Annotated in this window: 25 protein-coding genes; 19 read left to right on the top strand and 6 right to left on the bottom strand. The window is 38.0% G+C overall.

What is annotated here, in order from left to right:
- Positions 1-181: 181 nt before the first annotated feature.
- From P9989_RS21565 to P9989_RS21550, 4 genes are all read left to right on the top strand, one after another.
- A complete protein-coding gene (locus P9989_RS21565; protein ID WP_283079033.1) occupies positions 182-1,297 on the top strand; it encodes a replication initiator protein A in 1,116 nt (371 codons plus the stop codon).
- A gap of 305 nt (positions 1,298-1,602) precedes the next feature.
- Positions 1,603-1,842 carry a hypothetical protein gene (locus tag P9989_RS21560; RefSeq protein WP_283079032.1) on the top strand — a complete coding sequence of 80 codons (240 nt, stop codon included), beginning with the start codon at positions 1,603-1,605 and terminating at the stop codon, positions 1,840-1,842.
- Positions 1,843-1,855: 13 nt separating this feature from the next.
- Positions 1,856-2,251, top strand: a complete 396-nt coding sequence (locus P9989_RS21555) for a hypothetical protein (RefSeq protein ID WP_283079031.1) — start codon at positions 1,856-1,858, stop codon at positions 2,249-2,251.
- A 15-nt stretch (positions 2,252-2,266) separates the two neighbouring features.
- Positions 2,267-2,527 (top strand): hypothetical protein, encoded by a 261-nt coding sequence (locus tag P9989_RS21550; RefSeq protein WP_283079030.1) that lies wholly within the window; start codon positions 2,267-2,269, stop codon positions 2,525-2,527.
- Positions 2,528-2,686: 159 nt separating this feature from the next.
- Here P9989_RS21550 and P9989_RS21545 read toward each other — a convergent pair whose 3' ends face one another.
- Positions 2,687-3,319 (bottom strand): hypothetical protein, encoded by a 633-nt coding sequence (locus P9989_RS21545; RefSeq protein WP_283079029.1) that lies wholly within the window; start codon positions 3,317-3,319, stop codon positions 2,687-2,689.
- Between the two features lie 281 nt (positions 3,320-3,600).
- Between P9989_RS21545 and P9989_RS21540 the strand changes: the two genes are divergently transcribed.
- Positions 3,601-4,164: a tyrosine-type recombinase/integrase gene (locus tag P9989_RS21540; RefSeq protein WP_283079028.1), complete on the top strand. Its 564-nt coding sequence runs from the start codon at positions 3,601-3,603 to the stop codon at positions 4,162-4,164.
- 337 nt (positions 4,165-4,501) lie between these two features.
- Here the strand turns inward: P9989_RS21540 and P9989_RS21535 are convergent, their stop codons facing one another.
- From P9989_RS21535 to P9989_RS21515, 5 genes are all read right to left on the bottom strand, one after another.
- Entirely contained in the window at positions 4,502-5,116 is a 615-nt protein-coding gene (locus P9989_RS21535) for a hypothetical protein (protein ID WP_283079027.1), read from the bottom strand.
- A 14-nt stretch (positions 5,117-5,130) separates the two neighbouring features.
- Positions 5,131-5,952 carry a conjugal transfer protein TrbL family protein gene (locus P9989_RS21530; protein ID WP_283079026.1) on the bottom strand — a complete coding sequence of 274 codons (822 nt, stop codon included), beginning with the start codon at positions 5,950-5,952 and terminating at the stop codon, positions 5,131-5,133.
- 32 nt (positions 5,953-5,984) lie between these two features.
- Positions 5,985-7,910 (bottom strand): VirD4-like conjugal transfer protein, CD1115 family, encoded by a 1,926-nt coding sequence (locus tag P9989_RS21525; RefSeq protein WP_283079025.1) that lies wholly within the window; start codon positions 7,908-7,910, stop codon positions 5,985-5,987.
- A gap of 87 nt (positions 7,911-7,997) precedes the next feature.
- The gene (locus P9989_RS21520; RefSeq protein WP_283079024.1) at positions 7,998-8,648 is read right to left on the bottom strand and encodes a hypothetical protein; all 651 of its coding nucleotides are present in this window, start codon (positions 8,646-8,648) and stop codon (positions 7,998-8,000) included.
- A 4-nt stretch (positions 8,649-8,652) separates the two neighbouring features.
- On the bottom strand, positions 8,653-9,129 hold the full coding sequence (locus P9989_RS21515; RefSeq protein WP_283079048.1) for a hypothetical protein: 477 nt from the start codon (positions 9,127-9,129) through the stop codon (positions 8,653-8,655).
- 378 nt (positions 9,130-9,507) lie between these two features.
- Between P9989_RS21515 and P9989_RS21510 the strand changes: the two genes are divergently transcribed.
- The 14 genes from P9989_RS21510 to P9989_RS21445 all read left to right on the top strand — a co-directional run bounded on the left by P9989_RS21510 (position 9,508) and on the right by P9989_RS21445 (position 17,848).
- On the top strand, positions 9,508-10,161 hold the full coding sequence (locus tag P9989_RS21510; RefSeq protein WP_283079047.1) for a hypothetical protein: 654 nt from the start codon (positions 9,508-9,510) through the stop codon (positions 10,159-10,161).
- A gap of 155 nt (positions 10,162-10,316) precedes the next feature.
- Positions 10,317-10,475, top strand: a complete 159-nt coding sequence (locus P9989_RS21505) for a hypothetical protein (protein WP_283079046.1) — start codon at positions 10,317-10,319, stop codon at positions 10,473-10,475.
- Positions 10,475-10,642 carry a hypothetical protein gene (locus P9989_RS21500; protein ID WP_283079045.1) on the top strand — a complete coding sequence of 56 codons (168 nt, stop codon included), beginning with the start codon at positions 10,475-10,477 and terminating at the stop codon, positions 10,640-10,642. Before P9989_RS21505 ends, P9989_RS21500 begins: the two co-directional genes overlap by 1 nt.
- Before the next feature lie 39 nt (positions 10,643-10,681).
- Positions 10,682-10,828, top strand: coding sequence for a hypothetical protein (locus tag P9989_RS21495; RefSeq protein WP_283079044.1), 147 nt, complete (start codon positions 10,682-10,684; stop codon positions 10,826-10,828).
- A gap of 142 nt (positions 10,829-10,970) precedes the next feature.
- Positions 10,971-11,180: a hypothetical protein gene (locus tag P9989_RS21490; protein WP_283079043.1), complete on the top strand. Its 210-nt coding sequence runs from the start codon at positions 10,971-10,973 to the stop codon at positions 11,178-11,180.
- 16 nt (positions 11,181-11,196) lie between these two features.
- Positions 11,197-11,535: a TrbC/VirB2 family protein gene (locus P9989_RS21485; RefSeq protein WP_283079042.1), complete on the top strand. Its 339-nt coding sequence runs from the start codon at positions 11,197-11,199 to the stop codon at positions 11,533-11,535.
- Positions 11,536-11,551: 16 nt separating this feature from the next.
- Positions 11,552-11,884: a hypothetical protein gene (locus P9989_RS21480; RefSeq protein WP_283079041.1), complete on the top strand. Its 333-nt coding sequence runs from the start codon at positions 11,552-11,554 to the stop codon at positions 11,882-11,884.
- Positions 11,865-12,512, top strand: a complete 648-nt coding sequence (locus tag P9989_RS21475; protein ID WP_283079040.1) for a TraC-like domain-containing protein — start codon at positions 11,865-11,867, stop codon at positions 12,510-12,512. Before P9989_RS21480 ends, P9989_RS21475 begins: the two co-directional genes overlap by 20 nt.
- Positions 12,513-14,381, top strand: a complete 1,869-nt coding sequence (locus P9989_RS21470) for a VirB4 family type IV secretion system protein (RefSeq protein ID WP_283079039.1) — start codon at positions 12,513-12,515, stop codon at positions 14,379-14,381.
- 3 nt (positions 14,382-14,384) lie between these two features.
- Positions 14,385-15,410, top strand: coding sequence for a lysozyme family protein (locus P9989_RS21465; protein ID WP_283079038.1), 1,026 nt, complete (start codon positions 14,385-14,387; stop codon positions 15,408-15,410).
- The gene (locus P9989_RS21460) at positions 15,411-15,956 is read left to right on the top strand and encodes a hypothetical protein (protein ID WP_283079037.1); all 546 of its coding nucleotides are present in this window, start codon (positions 15,411-15,413) and stop codon (positions 15,954-15,956) included.
- Positions 15,957-15,968: 12 nt separating this feature from the next.
- Positions 15,969-16,178 carry a hypothetical protein gene (locus P9989_RS21455; protein WP_283079036.1) on the top strand — a complete coding sequence of 70 codons (210 nt, stop codon included), beginning with the start codon at positions 15,969-15,971 and terminating at the stop codon, positions 16,176-16,178.
- A gap of 709 nt (positions 16,179-16,887) precedes the next feature.
- Positions 16,888-17,064: a helix-turn-helix domain-containing protein gene (locus tag P9989_RS21450; RefSeq protein WP_283079035.1), complete on the top strand. Its 177-nt coding sequence runs from the start codon at positions 16,888-16,890 to the stop codon at positions 17,062-17,064.
- A gap of 535 nt (positions 17,065-17,599) precedes the next feature.
- Positions 17,600-17,848, top strand: coding sequence for a hypothetical protein (locus tag P9989_RS21445; RefSeq protein ID WP_283079034.1), 249 nt, complete (start codon positions 17,600-17,602; stop codon positions 17,846-17,848).
- The last annotated feature ends 28 nt before the right edge of the window (positions 17,849-17,876 follow it).

The raw sequence follows: 17,876 nt of genomic DNA, 5'->3' as shown, positions 1-17,876 counted from the left end.
CCCGGCAAGAGTTACGGAATGTCATTCACAAGGTCTTTTTCCAAAAATTAAAAGGCAAGAAGGCCAGGGCAAAAAGGCCTTTACCTAATAAACTGTGAGTATAATTATATGCAATCAGTAGACTTTTTACAATGGTAAGGGCCTTTTTTCCAAAAATTACAGAGGAAGAAGGGTAAATATTATGGGTAAATATCACACAATTTATGACGATTACAGAGAAAGACATTTTCAGCTGCCAAAAGTATTTATGACAAATCCAAAATATATAAGAATGTCCAGTAACGCAAAGTTAGCATGGGCTATTCTTAGGGATAGATCCGATTTAAGTTTAGAAAATGGATGGGTGGAAGAGGAAACAGGGCGCATTTACTTCCTCTATTCCAATGAAAACCTTATGAGAATCTTACAAATAGGGAGCAAAACAACTATTTCCAATGTAAGAAAGGAATTAATTAATGCTGGATTACTAGAAAACAAGAAACAAGGACAGGGAAAGACAGACAGGCTTTATATACTCCGTCCAGACGTAACGAAAGAAGACGTTTATAAAATCAAGAAAATGGAGGATGGATCCGACGATGAAAAAGCTGCTGCAACCGATCAAAAGGAAACAGATAAAGAGCAAGAAATAACCGCTCAAACCGTTGGGGCCGTAGAGAAGTCCAGAAAGTGTACCGCTAGAAGTCCAGAAAGTGTACCGCTAGAAGTCCAGAAAGTGTACCGTAATGATACTGAACTTAGAGAGACTGACTTTAACGAGACTGAATATAAATCAATCCATCAAGAGGAAGTTTTAAAATCTAATATTCTACCGGATGACTTGAAAGACTTTTTGCTTTTAGAAATTCAAGATCAAAACAGGATAGATAGATTGAATATCACTCTTTCAGATATTGAAAAAAATTATTTAATTCACAAATCAGACAGTGATGTTACGTTATCCGTCTATAAAGAGGCTCTAGATTATTCATTAAGGCTGAAGTCTATTAAAAGCTTTAATGCTGTTATGAGGGAGAACGTTAAGCTTTATAAGAAAGTAGCAAAGCAGGAAGCAGCCGCTTCAGGTAACGAGAAAGGCAATAGTAAAGAGGTTATCCCGGAATGGTTTAAAGAACGTAAGGAAAGCCCGCAGGAATCAGGGGAAAGTATGTCTCCAGAACAGAAACGACAGCTTGAGGAAAGAATTAATAAACTTAAAGGCCAGAGCAAGGACCGTGAAGTTATTGCAGGGGATAAAGTCGGAAGAATCGGCACACCAGCAAGGGACGTTGTAGCAGCTGGACCGGATCCATTGTAAGGGAATCTACCCCCGTAAAGTTTTTTGAACGGGGGTGATTTGCAATGAGTATGTACTGTAAATCATTTTGACTCTTATAAATAGGCCGTGGACGGCTCACATTTAACAGCAAAGGTATTATGAGAGTATAACTACCCGAGATCACTAAAACAGCACACAGGGGCTTTTATATAGATTCTGTGGGGGATCACTACACATATTGTAACGATAAGCGGGGTTTTTTCGCGGTTTTTGTTGTCTTACAAACGCGGGAATAGGTGCTATAACAGCATTTTTGCCATTACTTAAAATAAGGAGTTGAAATTATGCCCGATAACGAAAGCGAATTCTCTAAAAATATACGGATTAAAAAGCCGCAGGACGTAAGGAGAATGCTTAATCGGGTTATAAATATCTTGCTCCAGGATGGTGAAATGACCATAGATAAGGCCAAAACCATAGCAACCCTTTCCAATACCGCTTTGAAGTCAATGGAAATGGGCGACCTTTCCGAGAGAATGGACAAAATAGAGGAATTGTTGGAGCAGCAGCAGGACGAGGAATAACAGGGGGGATTTTATGAGCTTGAATGCCCGCTTGAACAAAATGGAGAAGGGGCTGCAATCTAAAGCCAGGGAGCGGAAAGAGGAAAAAAGGCTAACATGGCAAGAGCGCATGGAAAGGGATAAGGAGTTAGAAGAATTAGAGCCTCTTGTACATCAAGGAGATTTAGAGGCTTGTATTCGTTATTGCCGATTAAGTGAAGAACATGTAATTGACCGCTTGTATAGTTACCGGGATGTTTTTATAAAGTTAGCAGAAGGTTCAAAAGCCGATTTAAAGGGATATAACAGTCTTGATGTATGGTACGAAAATCTGAAGGCAACTTACATGTATTTAGGAGCAAAAGAAAAGGATCCAGAAACAACTTTCGAGCCTGTTTTGCTCTCTATCCAGATTCCAGACGATGAATAAAAGGAGCTGCTTAAAATGAATGTCACTCATGCAAAAGGTGCGAGTTGCGATTATTGCTTTAAAAAAATAGGGAATCCGGGGAGTGAAATAGACACAATTTATAGGCTGGAGTCGGAGCTTTTCCCCGGCCAACATTTAAAACTTTGCCGAAAGGATCTAGATTTGTATTATGAGCAAGTGAAGCAAGAAAGAGAAGATATAGAACGAACAGCTGAAAAAATCGGTATTGATGCACTTTCACCTCGACAGAAAAGGATGTACAGCGAATTGCATTAAACACCCCCGGAACAAGGCCGGGGGATTTGGTTCATATGCTATAATGATGGTATCCTTCTTATATAAGGCATAAGGATAGAACGTAACGTTCTAATTGGCGAGAAAGAAAGGCTCTTCAGTCGATGACTGGAGGGCTTTTCTTTTTTTGTATGGCTGCTGTTATGAAAAGGGCCATAATTTATCCATCCATCCCTTTTTTTCTTTTTTAGGCGGCTGTTCGGTTGTAGCAGCTACTTCTTCCGCTGCCTCTTCCTCTATTTCTGGAGCGGCCAGCCTATAACGCTCTAAGTCTTTTTCTAATTGCTCTTGTCTTATGCGGTCATGTTCCGATAATGATTGCTGCATAGATTCAACTTTATTGTTTATAAGGGTTTTGGTGCGTTTTTCGCTTGCTTGCAGCTCCAGCACTAAATTTTTATTAAACTCCTTTTGTTCATTGAATTTTTCCTCTAATGATTCCAGCTTTTCCATAATGGCAGCATAATTCGCTTTTTCGTCAGAATCATTTGAAACGGTATCAGTTACAGACTTGCTTTTATATATGTCTGTTAAAGACTTTGCGGCCGCTTCAAGAGTCATGCCGGGTTTATTCCGCTTATTGATAAGATCCTTAAACATTAAAACGTTTGTATCAGAATACAGGCGATTCCCTTTTTCGTCTTTATGGAAGTTATAACCGTTATTTTCAAACAGTCGAGCATACTTAGTTACGGTTTGCCTTTCTATTTCTATGTGTAACGCTACTTCTCCCGGAGAGTACATTCTTTCATATTCCGTTTGCAATTCGTCCATAATTCCCCGCTCCCTTCTTAGGTTTTATAACGCATAGGATTATAACATTATAATTCTCTCAGTTATGGAGTTTTCCTTCTTAAAATAAGTGAATGTATCAAAACATATCTTTTGATACATAGGCGAAAATAGGGCGAAATAGCGCAAATCCAGTAGTGGCGCGGGTTTGAGAAGAATAACAAGAATAATAAAAAAACCTTGTCTTGTGAATGTATCGTATTGTATAATAAAAGTACATTGAATGTAACAAAATGAATTTAAAACGTGGGGGTCAAAATTAAATGAGTAAAACTGTTCAACCAATTAGGGACCGGGGAAAAATTGAAGAAATGAGAGAGCATTTAAAATTAAAATCATATCGAGACTATTTCCTTTTTGAAATGGGAATTAATGTCGGGTTACGGATCGGTGACCTAGTAAAATTAAAAGTAAGTGACGTTTACCGGAAGAAGGCTATTATTTTTAAGGATGAAAAGTCAGAGAAAAATAAGCGGGTTCCTTTATCGTTGCATATCAGAGAAGTTATTGAAGAATATGTAGACAGAACAAAATTAGATGATAACGATTGGCTGTTTGCTTCCAGGAAAAGGACCGGAAAGAATAACGGCCATATAACAAGGGTCCAAGCTTACCGCATTTTAAATAAGGCTGCTAAAGAGTTGGATTTAGATGAAATAGGCACTCACTCATTAAGAAAAACGTTTGGTTATCATTATTATCAGAATTATAAAGACGTTGCTATGCTCCAGGAATTGTTTGGACATTCAGCACCAAGCATTACATTAAGATACATTGGAATAAATGATGAAATGATAGAAAAATCATTAGAGAATTTCAGTATATAAGATAGATACTTAATAAAAGGCCTAGAGGGTAGATCCTCCAGGCCTTTTTAATGTTACCCCCCTTACTTTCAAAACCGTGAGTCGAGTGGGGTTTTTAAAAGCGTGAGGCGAGGTGGGTTTTTCTGTTCACTCCAGGCATATCAAGGTGTTTCGTTTTCGGCTTATATAAATTTTTAGTTCAAACCGTGAGTAGGGCGAGGTTTTTAATTTATTAATCCAATACATAAGGAAAACCCCGGCTATTATAGCGCGGGGCTTATTTTATGATGCAGAGAAACGCCATACAAGCGAATTACTTTTGTTTTCGTGGGTAGTTGGCCGTTAGATGCAATTCTCGTTAATATTTTTTAGGTGAGAGCGGTTGATTTAATGATTCTATAGATCCGACAAAGGATAGGGCGTTTATTTTCCATCCTTCCCCCGGTATATTCCTCCACTCTATCCAATGCCTTTGATTAGGGTTTAATAGATCCATTCGTACATAAGCAGTTATAGTTTGATTAACGTTGTCTTTTTGTATTTCCTCTATCTCAAAGCTCTTTACCGCTCCCGTTTTGATTACTGTAGGTTTCTGCTGTTCGTTTAGTCCGGTTGTTTCGCTTACAAAGTTCCATCTGTATTTAAAAAACAAAGCGCTTTTATCAGCGGGAAATTGATTCTCTAAAAAGTCTTTGCTGAAGTATTGGAATGTTAGCTCATTATAGAGCTTTTCTTTTATTGATTTACCTTCCTCAAAGGTTAAAAAGAAATCCCTGGTATATTCTTTTACCTGTTTAACATCCTCCATAGTTATAGAAGGATCCGGGGCAGCTTCATTTGCCGCCCTGGATATTTCGGGTTCACTTTCTACATAAATTTTGTTAAGGGTTGCTGTTACAATCAAGGCCATAAGCAAAGAAGCAACGATAATCACCGCAAGTATTTTAAGATCTTTTTTAAAATGCTTTAACATGTAAACATCCCTTCCTATCGTTTATACATTAGTTTCATCATAGCCATTTTTCCGGCTCCCCCTGCCGCGCTTATCATGCTTTTTCCTGCTCCAGTTGAATAAAGGAATTTTCGTAACCAGGAAGGGGATACAATCACAACAAACATTAATCCTAAAGCTAAAAACATATCCTCCATTTTTTGAGCGCTCCCCACAAGGTTTACAACAAAGTATAGGATCATAACCTGGAGCGGCTGCATAAATGCAATAGCAGCGGCCTCTCTCCACCATGCAGGGAAAACGTTCATTTCTTCATTAACCATTGTGGAGGCTGCTAAAGGAGCCATAACCCATAAAATAATCAATTGCGCCCATCTTATAATGTATTGGAACATGAGCCATACAAAAGCAATACACATAGCCAACAAACACCAAACCATAGCCGTTGAAACATCGTTAGTAATATCCATGATCTTTTTAAGTGAGTCAATATTTATTCCCTTTGCTATAAAAACAGCAGTAAAGGCGTTTGCTACTTTTAACAGGATGTTAATGAGAAGCCAGGGGGCAGCGTAAGCAAAGGTAACACCAAAGATTCCTTTCATAACTATTTCTGTAATGGATCTGTTTGTATAACCTCCTAACATAGCGGTCATTTGCTTCATAAGGTTGAAAATAATAAATAAAGTAGTGATACTAATCGAAGAAATTAAAAACCATTGTTGCACCTCCCCTATAACTCCAGTTTCTGAAAAGTTTGTTTCGGATAGGGTGAATTTTTCTATCAGTTTCCAGGCTCCTTGCAGCATGCCTTCCATCCAATCAATAAGGTAATCATTTATCCATTCGGTAATCATGTTTTTCATTCCTCCCTTTTAGGTATAGTTGATTAAATTTCAAATCCATCAACTTCCTGATTATCCTGTTTATCCGGGTTTTCATCTAGTGGATCCGCTGCAACAGCAACCAATGATTTATTTTTCTCCTTCATTTCTAGCTGTTCACTATCCGTTATTTCTTCAGCTGCCGGATCAGCGGTTGCAGCTGCTTCTTTCTTGTCTTTTATCTTAACTTCTCCAGGCACAAAAACCTCATAATCATTTCTTAAAGGAGCTTCATAATCATATAGATTTGTTGGTTTATCAACCATTGAGTTAAGTTGATCTAATTGAGTATAAAAAGCTTTATTTAGTTTCATTGGCTTTTTACCTCTCATAAATACAAGTGATTGATGGTCCGGTAATCTTCCTAGTTCTTCAGTAGTTAGGAGCGGTCTTTGAACATAATTTCTTGATTCTCCCAAAGATTCCCCTTTATCATTTTTTTGTTCTGATTCTGATTGAATACGGATTGTTGTAGTGCCTAACTTTTTACTGAAATATTCCTTTGCTTCCTCATCGTTGGTTCCTAAAAACATAGTAGTGTCGCAGTTATCCATGATTTCAGCGGCTTTTCCTTTTCCGTATCTATCTCGCAGCTGCTCCAGGGATTGAATGACCATAGACACATATATTTTATAACTCCTGGTTGTAGATAGCCTTTCTTCAAATAAGGGGATAGTTCCAATGTTGTTAAATTCATCAAGCAGCAGCCTAACCGGGTTCGGTAGTTTACCGTTGTTCCTGTCACCCAGGGAATAAAAGCTATCGAACATTTGATTAAAGAATGTTGCTACAAGCGGCCGCGCGTTTTTCTTAGCAATCGGTATTCTTACATAAACAATCGTTTTTTCTTTTCCTATGTCCTCAAAGTTAATATCTGTTTTATAGGTTAAATCCCTTATTTCATCGAGCTTCCAAAGCTTCAAAGCAGAGGCAGCACCGCCCACTATTTGACCTTTCATTTTATCCTCTTTTGTTTTATAAGATCCATTGAATGAGCGTTTAACAATGTGTGAATCTTTTATTTCTGAAAAGAGCTTTGTTATTTTCTTTTCACCGCTCACCAGGATATTATAAACGCTTCCTAAATGCTGCTGTTCTTTTGGTAAGAAGTGTTTAACATATTGAATCATGGTTGATATTACGTCAGCTTCTGAATTGATCCAGAACATATCACCGTTAGCGGGTAGTCCGTTAGCATTTACAACCAATGAAAAAGCTAATTCATCAGCTTCAGATTCACTTTTTACATAATCAAGCGGGTTATAACGATCAGAGCTTTTACTTTCATTCTCCAGGAAGCTAATTAAGTGTACTTTATAACCTTGTTTTCTCTTTGCTTCCGCTGTTTGTTCGTAGAGCTCACCTTTTGGATCCGTAACAATGATGGAATCCTTAGAAGTGTTTAATATGTTTGGAATTATGAATGACTTAGATTTTTGAGTGCCGGAAATACCAAACACCGCGACATTTCTATTTTTATAGCTTGATTCAACATGGAGCAGCGGCTTGTTGTCGGTCATTCCGATTATTGTACCTGGAGTATTGAGCGACAATGAAAAATCTTGTGCATCCTTCTCTATTTCTTTGTGTGTTAAGAAATTAGACGTTCCAAAAGCTCCATAATCAGCGGCACTTTCAACTTTATGATCTTTATGTTGGATCATATCTTTAATCGTTAGTCCAAAAAAGGCGGCAGCAGCAGCATATTGTAATTGAGGGTGCTCTAAAGCGATTGATAAAGCGTTGCCAGGGTTTAAAACATATTCATGAAGGATATTCACCCCCATTTGTTGAGCCTTTTCCGGATCCGCTGCAACGTGTAGATACTTAGGAATGTATTTAATGGCAGCTCCTAGGATGTAATCCGCTCCCCCTATAACCAGGCCGTTAGTACCTAAAGAGGATAACAGCTTTTTCTTATCTATCTTCATTTGTAAAAACTCCTTTCTTTATTTGAAAATAACTATAGATATTAGCAGTAAAAGCAAAGATCATAACGAGTATAAATTCCATCTTGTTTATCTATCCCTTTCATTTTGTCTTTCTCTCTCCATTTCCCGTTCTGCTTGCCTCATTTCGTTTAATACATGGTTCAACAGGCTTTTAGTTATGTCATTAGTGGCCCGCTTTCCATGATTTCGCGTTGGCTTGTATTCGTGTGTCTTGTCAGGTCTTTCAACCTCAAAGCCTCTTAAATAGTTCTTTTCTCGTTGGAATGAATTTTTTAAAAAATTGCTATCATCTTTATCAAACTTGAGGCGATAAGGTACACCGTCTTTATCGTGATAAACTGATTTAACTAAAACATGCACATGAGGATGACCTGGAGTTCTATGTTCTGCTGCTATCCAGGTTAGTCTCTTGCCTGTTTGCTGTTCATAATCCTTCATTACATTTCTAACAAGTGTTTGAAAGTCTCCAGGTTCAAATCCTGATCTGTTCCATTCATCCCCGGACATAGAAAAGAGCATTTTATGAGCTACAGCAACAGAGGGATGTTGTGTTTTTTTATCCTCTAGATCCTTATTGAATTTATGAATGTTGGCGTTATCTGTTTTATCGTTAAATACTCCTAAATTCTCCTCTTTTCCGTAACGCTCCCGGAAGCAAATATACCTTCCGTTCTGTTTCGCGTCACTGAGTTTTTTTGTATAACTGATAGAAAACATTCATTCATTTTCCTTTCCTGGAGTTTCGTTTTCTTTCTTGAATATCTTCTCTTGATTTGTTTCGTAATGAATTAATCATTTGCACTCCATGTTCACCATAAACGAATCCTGCATACAGCGGGGATATGTCATCCTGGAGTAATTGAGGGTTCATGTAATTAACCAGGGATTCCTCCATTCCTTTTTGAATCTTTTTATAGAGAGAAGGGATTCCAATTAGTACCGCGTTTGTATCAACATGGTTGTTATAAACCATCTTTGCTAACCGGTCCACCTCCTTTTTAACAGCACTTTCAACCATGCCAGAGATCCGCGGAGCGTAAAGTTCATCAACGAACAATTCATCATTCTTTGTTATCAATTGTTCGAGTAATCTTTCTATCATGGTTGAGTAAGGTATATCCTTCTCTTTGCAAATCTGCTCAAACTTGGAAGCCAATTCACTATCAAGGGAATAAGTTTTTCTAGCTTTAACAGCCATTTTTAAACACTCCTTTTACCTTTTTATTTTGGTTGTTTTAATGCATAGATGATTAAAACGTTGTAATAAATAAGTAAGGCTGTATTTTGCCCTACTTCATACGTTATACTATGCTTAAAATCAAGTATAAATGATTACTGTATGAAAATCAACAAAACGGCAGTCATAAACCCCAGACCATGCGCAGCATGGCTTTTACCATGCCGTAAGCATGGTTTTAACTCTGCCGTCCCCTCATACGAGGGTGGAATATGGGGTTAGAGCTTATATTTTATTTAGCTTTTCCCTCTCTTTTGGGGTGCATTTGGAGGTATTTGAGCAACGGTTAAGAATACTCTAAAATGGGGATAGATGATTAAAAGGTAAAGGAGGGATTACGTGCCAAGATTAAACCGGGGAGACACCAGGAGAGTTTCAATCAAATTGTCAGAAAAAGCGAAAAAACGAATATTAGCAGCTTCTAATAATTTAGGAGTGTCACAAGCTGCTATGATTATGTACGCGATTTCTAACCAATTTGAGAACGACATAACAAAGGAACAAATATTGAATTTAGAAAGTACGGTAATCCTGGAGAAAGAGCATTTTGCTATTTCTATGCCTGTTCATTTAATTGAAAAAGTGGATGAATTGAAAGAGCGGTTCGATATGAAAAAAGGGGCTTTTATCGGTTTGCTTGTATCTGATTATTTTGAGAAGCTGCCGGATCAGCACCGGGCATTAATCGAAAGTGAAGGAGAAACCAGGAAAATAACAGTTCCAATCAATCAGCTTCTAAAAGAAAAGATCTATCAGTATGCCGAGGATCATTATTTAAGTATTAGCTTTCTTATTGGAGAATCAATTGAAAATGGAGTATATGAGGGGATTCCAGACCTTCCAGGCGAAGGGAAAGAGCCTTTTTCTGTTACAATTCCGCTACATATTTATGAGGTAGCACATGAAGGATCTACAGAAAAAGGGGTTCCGCTCCATTTTTATATTGAATCCTGCCTATATGAGGCTTTCATGAGCGAAAACAAAATATTTTAAATCGGTTAAAGGTTGCTCCAGGTGAGCAGCCTTTTAAAATTGTCTGAAAATAATGCTTGCATTGTTTAATGTAACCATGTAATATTGGAAACAAGAAGAAATATAATCATCTATACATTAAAACAACATAACATGGAAGGGAGGGGGATAATAAAATGCAGCCAAAGGAAGAAGCGAATTTAACAGCAACCATTAATAAAAAGGTTTTCTATGAAATGTCACTTTATGCCCTGGAAAACGGAATGAAGAAGCGGGAAATTGTTGAGCTTGCATTAATCCAGTACCTAAAAAAGCACAAAGGGGGTGATAAATAGTGAGCGCTTCAGAGTTTTTAGAAGTTGCAGCGTTACTATTCGGAGGATTTCTTGCATTAGGATTGTTTCTTTATATGGTTTTCAAAATGATCTCAAATTCTTTTGATAGCATGTTTCGTTTATGGATGCTTGCATGGAGAGCCGTAAAGGATGTGTTTAGAAGCTAACCATTTAATCATCTATACAATAAAAAGGAGGAATTTTTAATGACAATTACTATCGTTTTGGCTCTGTTTATGGCCCTATCTAGTGCGGTGCTTGTCAGCATGTACGTCAAAAGTTGGCTTGAGTTATTTATATTATGGGTAACAGCTCCCTTAGCTTCTCGTTCCCTAAAGGGGGGTAAATTTTAAATGATTTCAACTGATCTTATAGCAGGCTTGATTGCCATTGTTGTAATTATTGGTTCCGCATTTGTCGGCTTTATAGCTGGCTTAAAAAAATAAATTACTTAATCATCTATGCATTATTGAGACTTATAAAAGGGGGTATGTCATGAAAATAGTGAATCTTTTAATGTTAGGAGCGGTCTTCCTTATAGTGGCTTCAATCGCTTCCGTGTTCGATTATTGGATTTACTTTGCAGACTTTCCAGCATGGATTGAAAAAGCGGCAGGAATGACCGGATTAATTTTTGCGGTAATTTACTTGTTTCTCAGTGTGAAAATCATCAAACGGCTGTTTAGATTATTCAAATCAAAATAAAAAAGGATGGGATTTTATGATTAAAAGATTGAAGGACAACAAAATATTTAAAAAATCGGTTCAGTTTATGACATTCGGAGCTATTACAGCAGCCCCGGGGCTTGTATTTGCGGCAGAATCACCGGAAGCCATGTTTGAAAACGTTCTTGATGGTATTGGAAATTTAATTTTAGGTCTATCAATCCCCGCTGCAACCGTAGCCATTATGGTTTATGGCCTTATGTATAAGTTTTCGGGAACAAATCAACACAGAAAATCGGAAATTGTTGAATCCATGAAGGGAACAGGAGGTATTTTGATCTTAGTTTTAACCGCTGGAGTAATCATGAAATGGATTGGCGGATTAGTCATGTAGGAAGGAGAGTTACTTTATGGCAGAAAAAAAGGAATTTCTCATACCAGAAAACGTTGAAAAAGGCTTATCAATATTCGGTGATGTAAAGGTTAAGGAGCTAATAAAAGCATTAGCTCCTTCTGCTTTATTATCAGTAGGAATATTTTACATGCCTTCTGTAAGTATTCTTGTAAAAGCTGGTTTGATTGTTTGTTTAATTGGCGTTCCCCTTTACCTGGTGTATGACAGGCCAGTTAGAAAGAACATACCAGTTATGTACAACGTAAAAGCTGGTTTGATTTACGCATTGAAGCAAAAAAGATTCTCATACAAGAAAGAGAGGTTCGACAATGATAAAACCAACCTTTAAGGGCTATAAAAAATTTAAAGAGGAAGCAAAGAAAAACACCGTTCAAAAACATATACCCATCAAAGCTATTCATGCAGGGCTTCTTATTACTCCAGATAACAAGCTAGTGAAAATATTAAAGGTTAGTACCCGGAACATGGAGCTTATGAGCAATTTTGAAATGAATCAAGTTTTCGATAAATACGAGGATTTTTTAATGGGTCTAGAGTATCCGATTCAACAAGTTATAGTTTCGCAGCCCGTGGATCTAACAAAGTATATAGCCGTTCAAAAGGAAACGTTAGAAAACACCCAGGATGAAATAAAAAAGCAGCTGTTAAAGCAATATATCAAATATGCTGATACGTTCACCCGCTCCCGGAGGATGATTCAGCGGCAGCGGTACTTAATATACAGTCAACAGATAAGGGGCAGCAGCGAGTCAGATTATATTGAGGCCCTGGAGGAATTGCAGGAAAGGACCGTATCAATAAGGAGCGACCTGGAGCATGACCTTGAATTAAACATTGAGGATGCCTCAAACAACGATATTATCAAATACTTTCATACGTTCTTTGATTATCAATCCGCTCAAATTTTCCCGGTTAAAGATGATATACAGCAGCTAATAACAGGAGGTAATGAATAAATGAAAATGCCAAAATTATTCACCAAACAAGATCAAAAAACAGATGTAGAGGCCTGGTTAGGGGAGAAGCAAGATGAAATAACCATTCGTGATTCAATAGCTCCCGCTCACATCCATGAGGATATTGATTATTTACAGTTAGGAAAGAATTTCTCGAAAACTATTTGTGTAGTTGATTTCCCTGGAGTGAGGCGGGGGAATTGGCTCACAGAATTGTATAGATTCAAAGATAACCTTTCAATTAGCACTCATTTAGAGCCTGCTTCCCCTACAGCTATGATTAAAAGCCTTAATCGCTCCATTATGGATTTAGACGTAAGATTAAAAGGCAAAAGGAGCTTAACACCAGAAAGGGAAATTGAGACCGAGCAGCAGCTAGACAGTTCCAGAGAGTTGTTAAGAAAACTTCAGTCCGGGGGTACTTCAAAGGTATTTCAAGTTCATATGTACTTACATTTACAAGCGGATTCCCTGGAGAAATTAGAAAGAATGGAAAGACAGCTTGAAGGGATCCTATCAAGAAAAGGGTTAAAAGGCTACACACCAAAAAATCAAATGCTCCCGGCTTTTAAATCCATGCTGCCGACAACCGATAATACTTTACCGGAATGGACATATAGAACAATGGATGCTGAAGCGGCTTCAAGCCTTTTTCCTTATGATGAATCAGAAATATTTCATTCAACAGGCGTAATTAAAGGTGAAAATATGACAACAGGATCCTTAGTTGTAGTGGATCAGTACAGCTTAGATTCGCATAATGAGTTTGCTATAGGTCAAACAGGTAAAGGAAAGACCTTTTACATGTTGAAAGATATGATCCGCTATTATCAGCAAGGAATTAAGATCCTTGCTATAGATCCAGAAAGGCAGTTTGCAAGAGCCTTTAAAAGATTAGGAGGCCAGGTTATAAGCCTTTCCGTAATGAGTAAAACGTTAATCAATCCCTTAGAAATTAGACATTACCAGGATAGGGGAGATATAGACACGGAGGGTGATGATTTCGAGAATGAAACACAGCTGCTTTATCAGAAAATCCAGCGGTTAAAGATCTTTTTCAAACTCATTAAAAAAGACATATCCCCTCATGAAAACTCACTCATTGAACGTTATTTACTAGCAACCTATGAATCTAAAGGAATTGACTTTGATACTGATTTAAAAGCTTATGAATCAACTGATTTTCCAATCTTAGAGGATTTTTACGACATGATAAACATAAAAGAGCACCCGGAATTAAAACCATTTAAAGAGATCTTATGGATGTATGTTCATGGTTCAAACAGCCGCTTATTTAACGGTCATACTAATGTGGATCTAAACAGCGATTTGATTTGTTTTGATTTGAAGGACCTGGAGAACGAGTCAGATTCACAACAGGCGGCTATGTACAACGTTTTATCTTACTTGTGGGATGAAATCACCCAGGGAGAAGGAACAAAGCGGTTATACGTGGATGAAGCCCATATAATGGCCGATCCGGATAACCCCCAAGCTATGAAATTCCTTTTTCAGATCTATAAGCGGATCCGTAAGTATAAGGGCGGTGCTACAGTAGCGACACAACAGCTAGAGGATTACTTGTCAGCTATTGAAGGCCACAGGAATTACGGTAAGGCCATAATAGGGAATTCTCTTTGCAAAATGATTCTAGGCCTGGATTCAACAGATATAGACGACATAAAAGAAAAGAAGGTTATGAAGCTATCAGAGCAAGAAGAAGAAGTTCTATTGAAGGCCAAAAAAGGACAGGGAATTTATGTTGTAGGGAATAACCGGGTTCATATCCATGTAGACCATACACCGGAAGAAATGAAAATTATTGATCCTAAAGCATACAAGGAACAATACGCTAACCGGGAGGATTAACATATGGGATATGTAGGAATAGGTCTCTTCCTGGTTAGGAATTGGCGTTTGTTAGTGATTGTGGTTCCAATTCTTCTCATGCTGCCGCTCCTATTAGTTTTTGCTCCATTCGCAAAACATCAAAGCACTTCAGTTTTACCAGAGGGAGGCGTGGGAGGTAAAGCGGTAGTTTCCCAGGAGGTTAGAAGATATGAGCCGTTAGTTAGAAAATACGCGGAGCAGTACGGAGTTGCAGGATATACAGAGATTTTACTAGCCAAAATGATGCAAGAAAGCGGGGGCAGGGGTGGCGATCCTATGCAAGCAAGTGAAAGCCTGGGATTGCCCCCTAACACTATTCAGAATCCTATTGTAAGCATTGATGCAGGGGTTAAGTATTTCTCGAAGATGCTAAAAAAAGCTAAAGGAGATATTAAATTGACTCTCCAGGCTTATAATTTCGGGGGAGGTTTTATCCCTTATGCCCTGGAGAGGGGCGGTTATTCTAAAGAGGTTGCAGCTGCCTTTTCTGCCATGATGGAAGAAAAAACAGGGTGGGATCGTTACGGTGATATTAATTATGTCGAGAACGTATTGCGGTATTTTGAAGGATCAGCGGTTGCAGTTGGAGCGGATCCTAACAGTTACGGATTCATAAAACCAATAGATACAAAGATCACTTCAGAATACGGAACACGGATAGATCCCTTTACAGGATTACCAAACACACATTTCGGAACAGACTTCAGTTGTAACCGATCAAACCCGCCTATCGTTGCTGTTAAGTCCGGTACAGTAACCCGCGCAGGGTGGCAGAATCCTAGTAATCATAGTGTAGGATTCGGACAGCGTATATATATAGATCATGGAAACGGCCTCATAACGGTATATGCTCACTTGTCGGATATATCAGTAAAGCCAGGGCAAACAGTAAGCCAGGGGCAGCAGATAGGACTTTGCGGTACTACCGGAAGCAGCACCGGGGAACATTTGCACTTAGAGCTCCACCAAAACGGCCGGAAACTTAATCCGAGGGGAAGGATATTTTAAATGAATAAGAAGATCTTAGCTTTAATCATTACGGGGGCATTACTGATTATATCCCTTGTATTTAACGTTCTCCTAACTTCTGCTGTACGAGAGGCCCAAAGCGAAGGGGAACACCTTCAGAAAGAAAAAGAGCGCTTAGAATCCAAACTAGAGGCCTCTAAGGAAAACAATGAAAAATTAAAAGTGATGGGAGAGAAATTTGTGAAAACCATGTTTACTTTTGATAATCAGACCGCTTCAGACGTTAAAGGGAAGCTCTTAGAGCAAGTTAAAGGGAAAGCAAGGTCAAAGCTCCAGGAAGTACAGAAAACAACGGAGAGCTATGAAATATCGAAAATAGAGGCTGAATATTCATCAAGTGTAAAAATTAAAGAATCATATTTTAACAGAATAGACGAGGATTCTTCCCTGGTAACAATCGTTTTTGACCAGGCCTTAACAGTAGGAGGCAATAAAACTGTTTCACAGTATGAAATGAAAGTATGGTTAGAGCATTTCGAGGGGGAATGGAGCGTTGAAAATTACGAATTGCAGCAGCTTTTATAAGGAGGGGAAGAAATGATTTTTTCTGATATGCAATGGCTTATTATTTTTGTAACTGTGGTTATGGTAGGTGTGGGGATCGTTAAAGGAATGTATTACAAGCGTTTTATGATGTATGAAGAAGATGATGAAAAGCGCGGGCAATATCGTTTTAATAGATTGATGGAAGTCTTTGTGTTTTCTGTTTGGATTATTGCAGTTGTCTTAGTTTTTCCGAGAATGTGAGCTATTAAGCAGCAGCTTTTATGAGCCGCTGCTTTTTTTACCGCTCCAAACCGTGAGTAGGGCGAGGTTTTTTTAAAAAAACTTAATGATCTTGCTTCCCCCCTTGTTTTGGGGTGGAGGTATTGGCTAGTCGTGTGGGGGCTGAACCCCACGAACTGAACGTCACTTCATAACCGTAAAAGCAAGATATTACTGATCGAAAGTACAGGCGGTTTTGGCGGTATAATAGTTCGAACAAGCCGATTCCTGAAATTCCTCGTTTTGGGTATGTCGGCTTGGCGATATCCAAGCACCGCCAAAATTTCGTAAGGCAAGGTGAAAAGGGTGGAGATTTTTGAGTGATCTTTCTCAAAAATACAACCCGTACCTTTCCTGAAGAAAAGCCCTCCAGTGTTGCAAGATAAGTAGTTTTACTACCGCTCCATTATTTATTCCGTTTCCTTTTTCAAAAGCCGGGAAAGGGTTGTGTTTGGATGACAAATGTGACAAAAATGCCCGACTTTCATTTAGACAAATGTGACAAAAATGCCCGACTTTAAAGATAGCAACATGAGGAGTGAAATATAAAACCGTGAGTCGGGTGGGGTTTTTATATTGGAATTGTAGGTTAATTATGGTTGCACTACCAAACATGTCTGATGTAAGATGTTACTATACGTTAATAAACGATAATAATAAAACAAAATATCGCGATAGGGGAGATTACATTATGAGTAAAATGCTAACTATAGATGATTTATGTGAAATCCTTCAGTTGAGGCCTAACACGATTAGGAATTATCTAAAGGAAGGTAAAATAAGAGGCTCTAAGTTTGGCCGGGAATGGCGGGTTAAACAAGAGGATCTAGACAAATTTATTGAAGACAATAGCAATACAAACAAGTAATTTACAAGTGAAATGCGATTTTTTTAAAAAACTTGCTCGTTACTATTGAATTACTTGCAAAAGGTTAAAACACTAAAAATATTCTGATAAGATAACAATAAGCAAGAAAATAAAACACTTACATAATACGAGGCGTGAAAAAAAGGCAAAAATAAAGAGACTATCCAGCCCAAATATATAGATTCAGATCCCCCTAAATCTATATTAACGGTTCCCCAACCAGCTGAATAGTCTCACCTTGAAACCTTTAAATGACCGCAAATCATTTTATAAAGGTTCATTCACGTTATTGTATTATACAATGTTTACGGAAATGTTCTCAAATAGATAACTTTTCCGGATAGTTATATTATGCACTATATCTAGTTCAGATTAAACAGGGAAAGCTTAGAAATTCTAAACTTTTTTGTCGAAAATCTATCAATCTATCTTGTTTTTCAATCTTATAAAACGTTCATTTGTGGGGGAATGACGGACGATCCGAAAGGGTTGCTGTTATTCCCCTGTTTTATTTTAAATAAGGAGGAATGTTTACATGAAAAACCCTATTGAGAAAGCCCGTGAGCAGCAAAATCTTAATATTAATGAGTTGGCTTTACTTGCTGGAGTTACAGAGCGTACTGTTCGATGGAATGAAAGAGGCGAAAACATGGCGATTACAGACAAGCTTCTTAATTGCTTATCTGAACAGGGATTCGATAAAGAACGCTTAATAAGAGATTATGAGCGCTTCAGAGAGTGGAGGAAAAAGCAGCTGCTCCAGGAAGTGAAGCAAAGAGCTTAAAAAAGGGTAAAAAAATAGACATTCCCGC

The organism is Halobacillus naozhouensis (assembly GCF_029714185.1).
In the GTDB taxonomy this organism is placed as follows: domain Bacteria; phylum Bacillota; class Bacilli; order Bacillales; family Halobacillaceae; genus Halobacillus_A; species Halobacillus_A naozhouensis.
Note: the sequence above shows the minus strand (reverse complement) of the source record. Positions and strands in the feature narration are given on the sequence as shown.

Bases quoted from the DNA above. Each gene is read 5' to 3' on its own strand.
- P9989_RS21495 (WP_283079044.1), top strand. From the start codon at position 10,682: ATGACAATTACTATCGTTTTGGCTCTGTTTATGGCCCTATCTAGTGCG.
- P9989_RS21525 (WP_283079025.1), bottom strand. From the start codon at position 7,910: ATGAAGATAGATAAGAAAAAGCTGTTATCCTCTTTAGGTACTAACGGC.
- P9989_RS21530 (WP_283079026.1), bottom strand. From the start codon at position 5,952: ATGATTACCGAATGGATAAATGATTACCTTATTGATTGGATGGAAGGC.
- P9989_RS21565 (WP_283079033.1), top strand. From the start codon at position 182: ATGGGTAAATATCACACAATTTATGACGATTACAGAGAAAGACATTTT.
- P9989_RS21555 (WP_283079031.1), top strand. From the start codon at position 1,856: ATGAGCTTGAATGCCCGCTTGAACAAAATGGAGAAGGGGCTGCAATCT.
- P9989_RS21560 (WP_283079032.1), top strand. From the start codon at position 1,603: ATGCCCGATAACGAAAGCGAATTCTCTAAAAATATACGGATTAAAAAG.
- P9989_RS21455 (WP_283079036.1), top strand. From the start codon at position 15,969: ATGATTTTTTCTGATATGCAATGGCTTATTATTTTTGTAACTGTGGTT.
- P9989_RS21470 (WP_283079039.1), top strand. From the start codon at position 12,513: ATGAAAATGCCAAAATTATTCACCAAACAAGATCAAAAAACAGATGTA.
- P9989_RS21480 (WP_283079041.1), top strand. From the start codon at position 11,552: ATGGCAGAAAAAAAGGAATTTCTCATACCAGAAAACGTTGAAAAAGGC.
- P9989_RS21490 (WP_283079043.1), top strand. From the start codon at position 10,971: ATGAAAATAGTGAATCTTTTAATGTTAGGAGCGGTCTTCCTTATAGTG.
- P9989_RS21515 (WP_283079048.1), bottom strand. From the start codon at position 9,129: ATGGCTGTTAAAGCTAGAAAAACTTATTCCCTTGATAGTGAATTGGCT.
- P9989_RS21540 (WP_283079028.1), top strand. From the start codon at position 3,601: ATGAGTAAAACTGTTCAACCAATTAGGGACCGGGGAAAAATTGAAGAA.
- P9989_RS21505 (WP_283079046.1), top strand. From the start codon at position 10,317: ATGCAGCCAAAGGAAGAAGCGAATTTAACAGCAACCATTAATAAAAAG.
- P9989_RS21535 (WP_283079027.1), bottom strand. From the start codon at position 5,116: ATGTTAAAGCATTTTAAAAAAGATCTTAAAATACTTGCGGTGATTATC.
- P9989_RS21550 (WP_283079030.1), top strand. From the start codon at position 2,267: ATGAATGTCACTCATGCAAAAGGTGCGAGTTGCGATTATTGCTTTAAA.
- P9989_RS21485 (WP_283079042.1), top strand. From the start codon at position 11,197: ATGATTAAAAGATTGAAGGACAACAAAATATTTAAAAAATCGGTTCAG.
- P9989_RS21465 (WP_283079038.1), top strand. From the start codon at position 14,385: ATGGGATATGTAGGAATAGGTCTCTTCCTGGTTAGGAATTGGCGTTTG.
- P9989_RS21445 (WP_283079034.1), top strand. From the start codon at position 17,600: ATGAAAAACCCTATTGAGAAAGCCCGTGAGCAGCAAAATCTTAATATT.
- P9989_RS21450 (WP_283079035.1), top strand. From the start codon at position 16,888: ATGAGTAAAATGCTAACTATAGATGATTTATGTGAAATCCTTCAGTTG.
- P9989_RS21545 (WP_283079029.1), bottom strand. From the start codon at position 3,319: ATGGACGAATTGCAAACGGAATATGAAAGAATGTACTCTCCGGGAGAA.
- P9989_RS21475 (WP_283079040.1), top strand. From the start codon at position 11,865: ATGATAAAACCAACCTTTAAGGGCTATAAAAAATTTAAAGAGGAAGCA.
- P9989_RS21460 (WP_283079037.1), top strand. From the start codon at position 15,411: ATGAATAAGAAGATCTTAGCTTTAATCATTACGGGGGCATTACTGATT.
- P9989_RS21520 (WP_283079024.1), bottom strand. From the start codon at position 8,648: ATGTTTTCTATCAGTTATACAAAAAAACTCAGTGACGCGAAACAGAAC.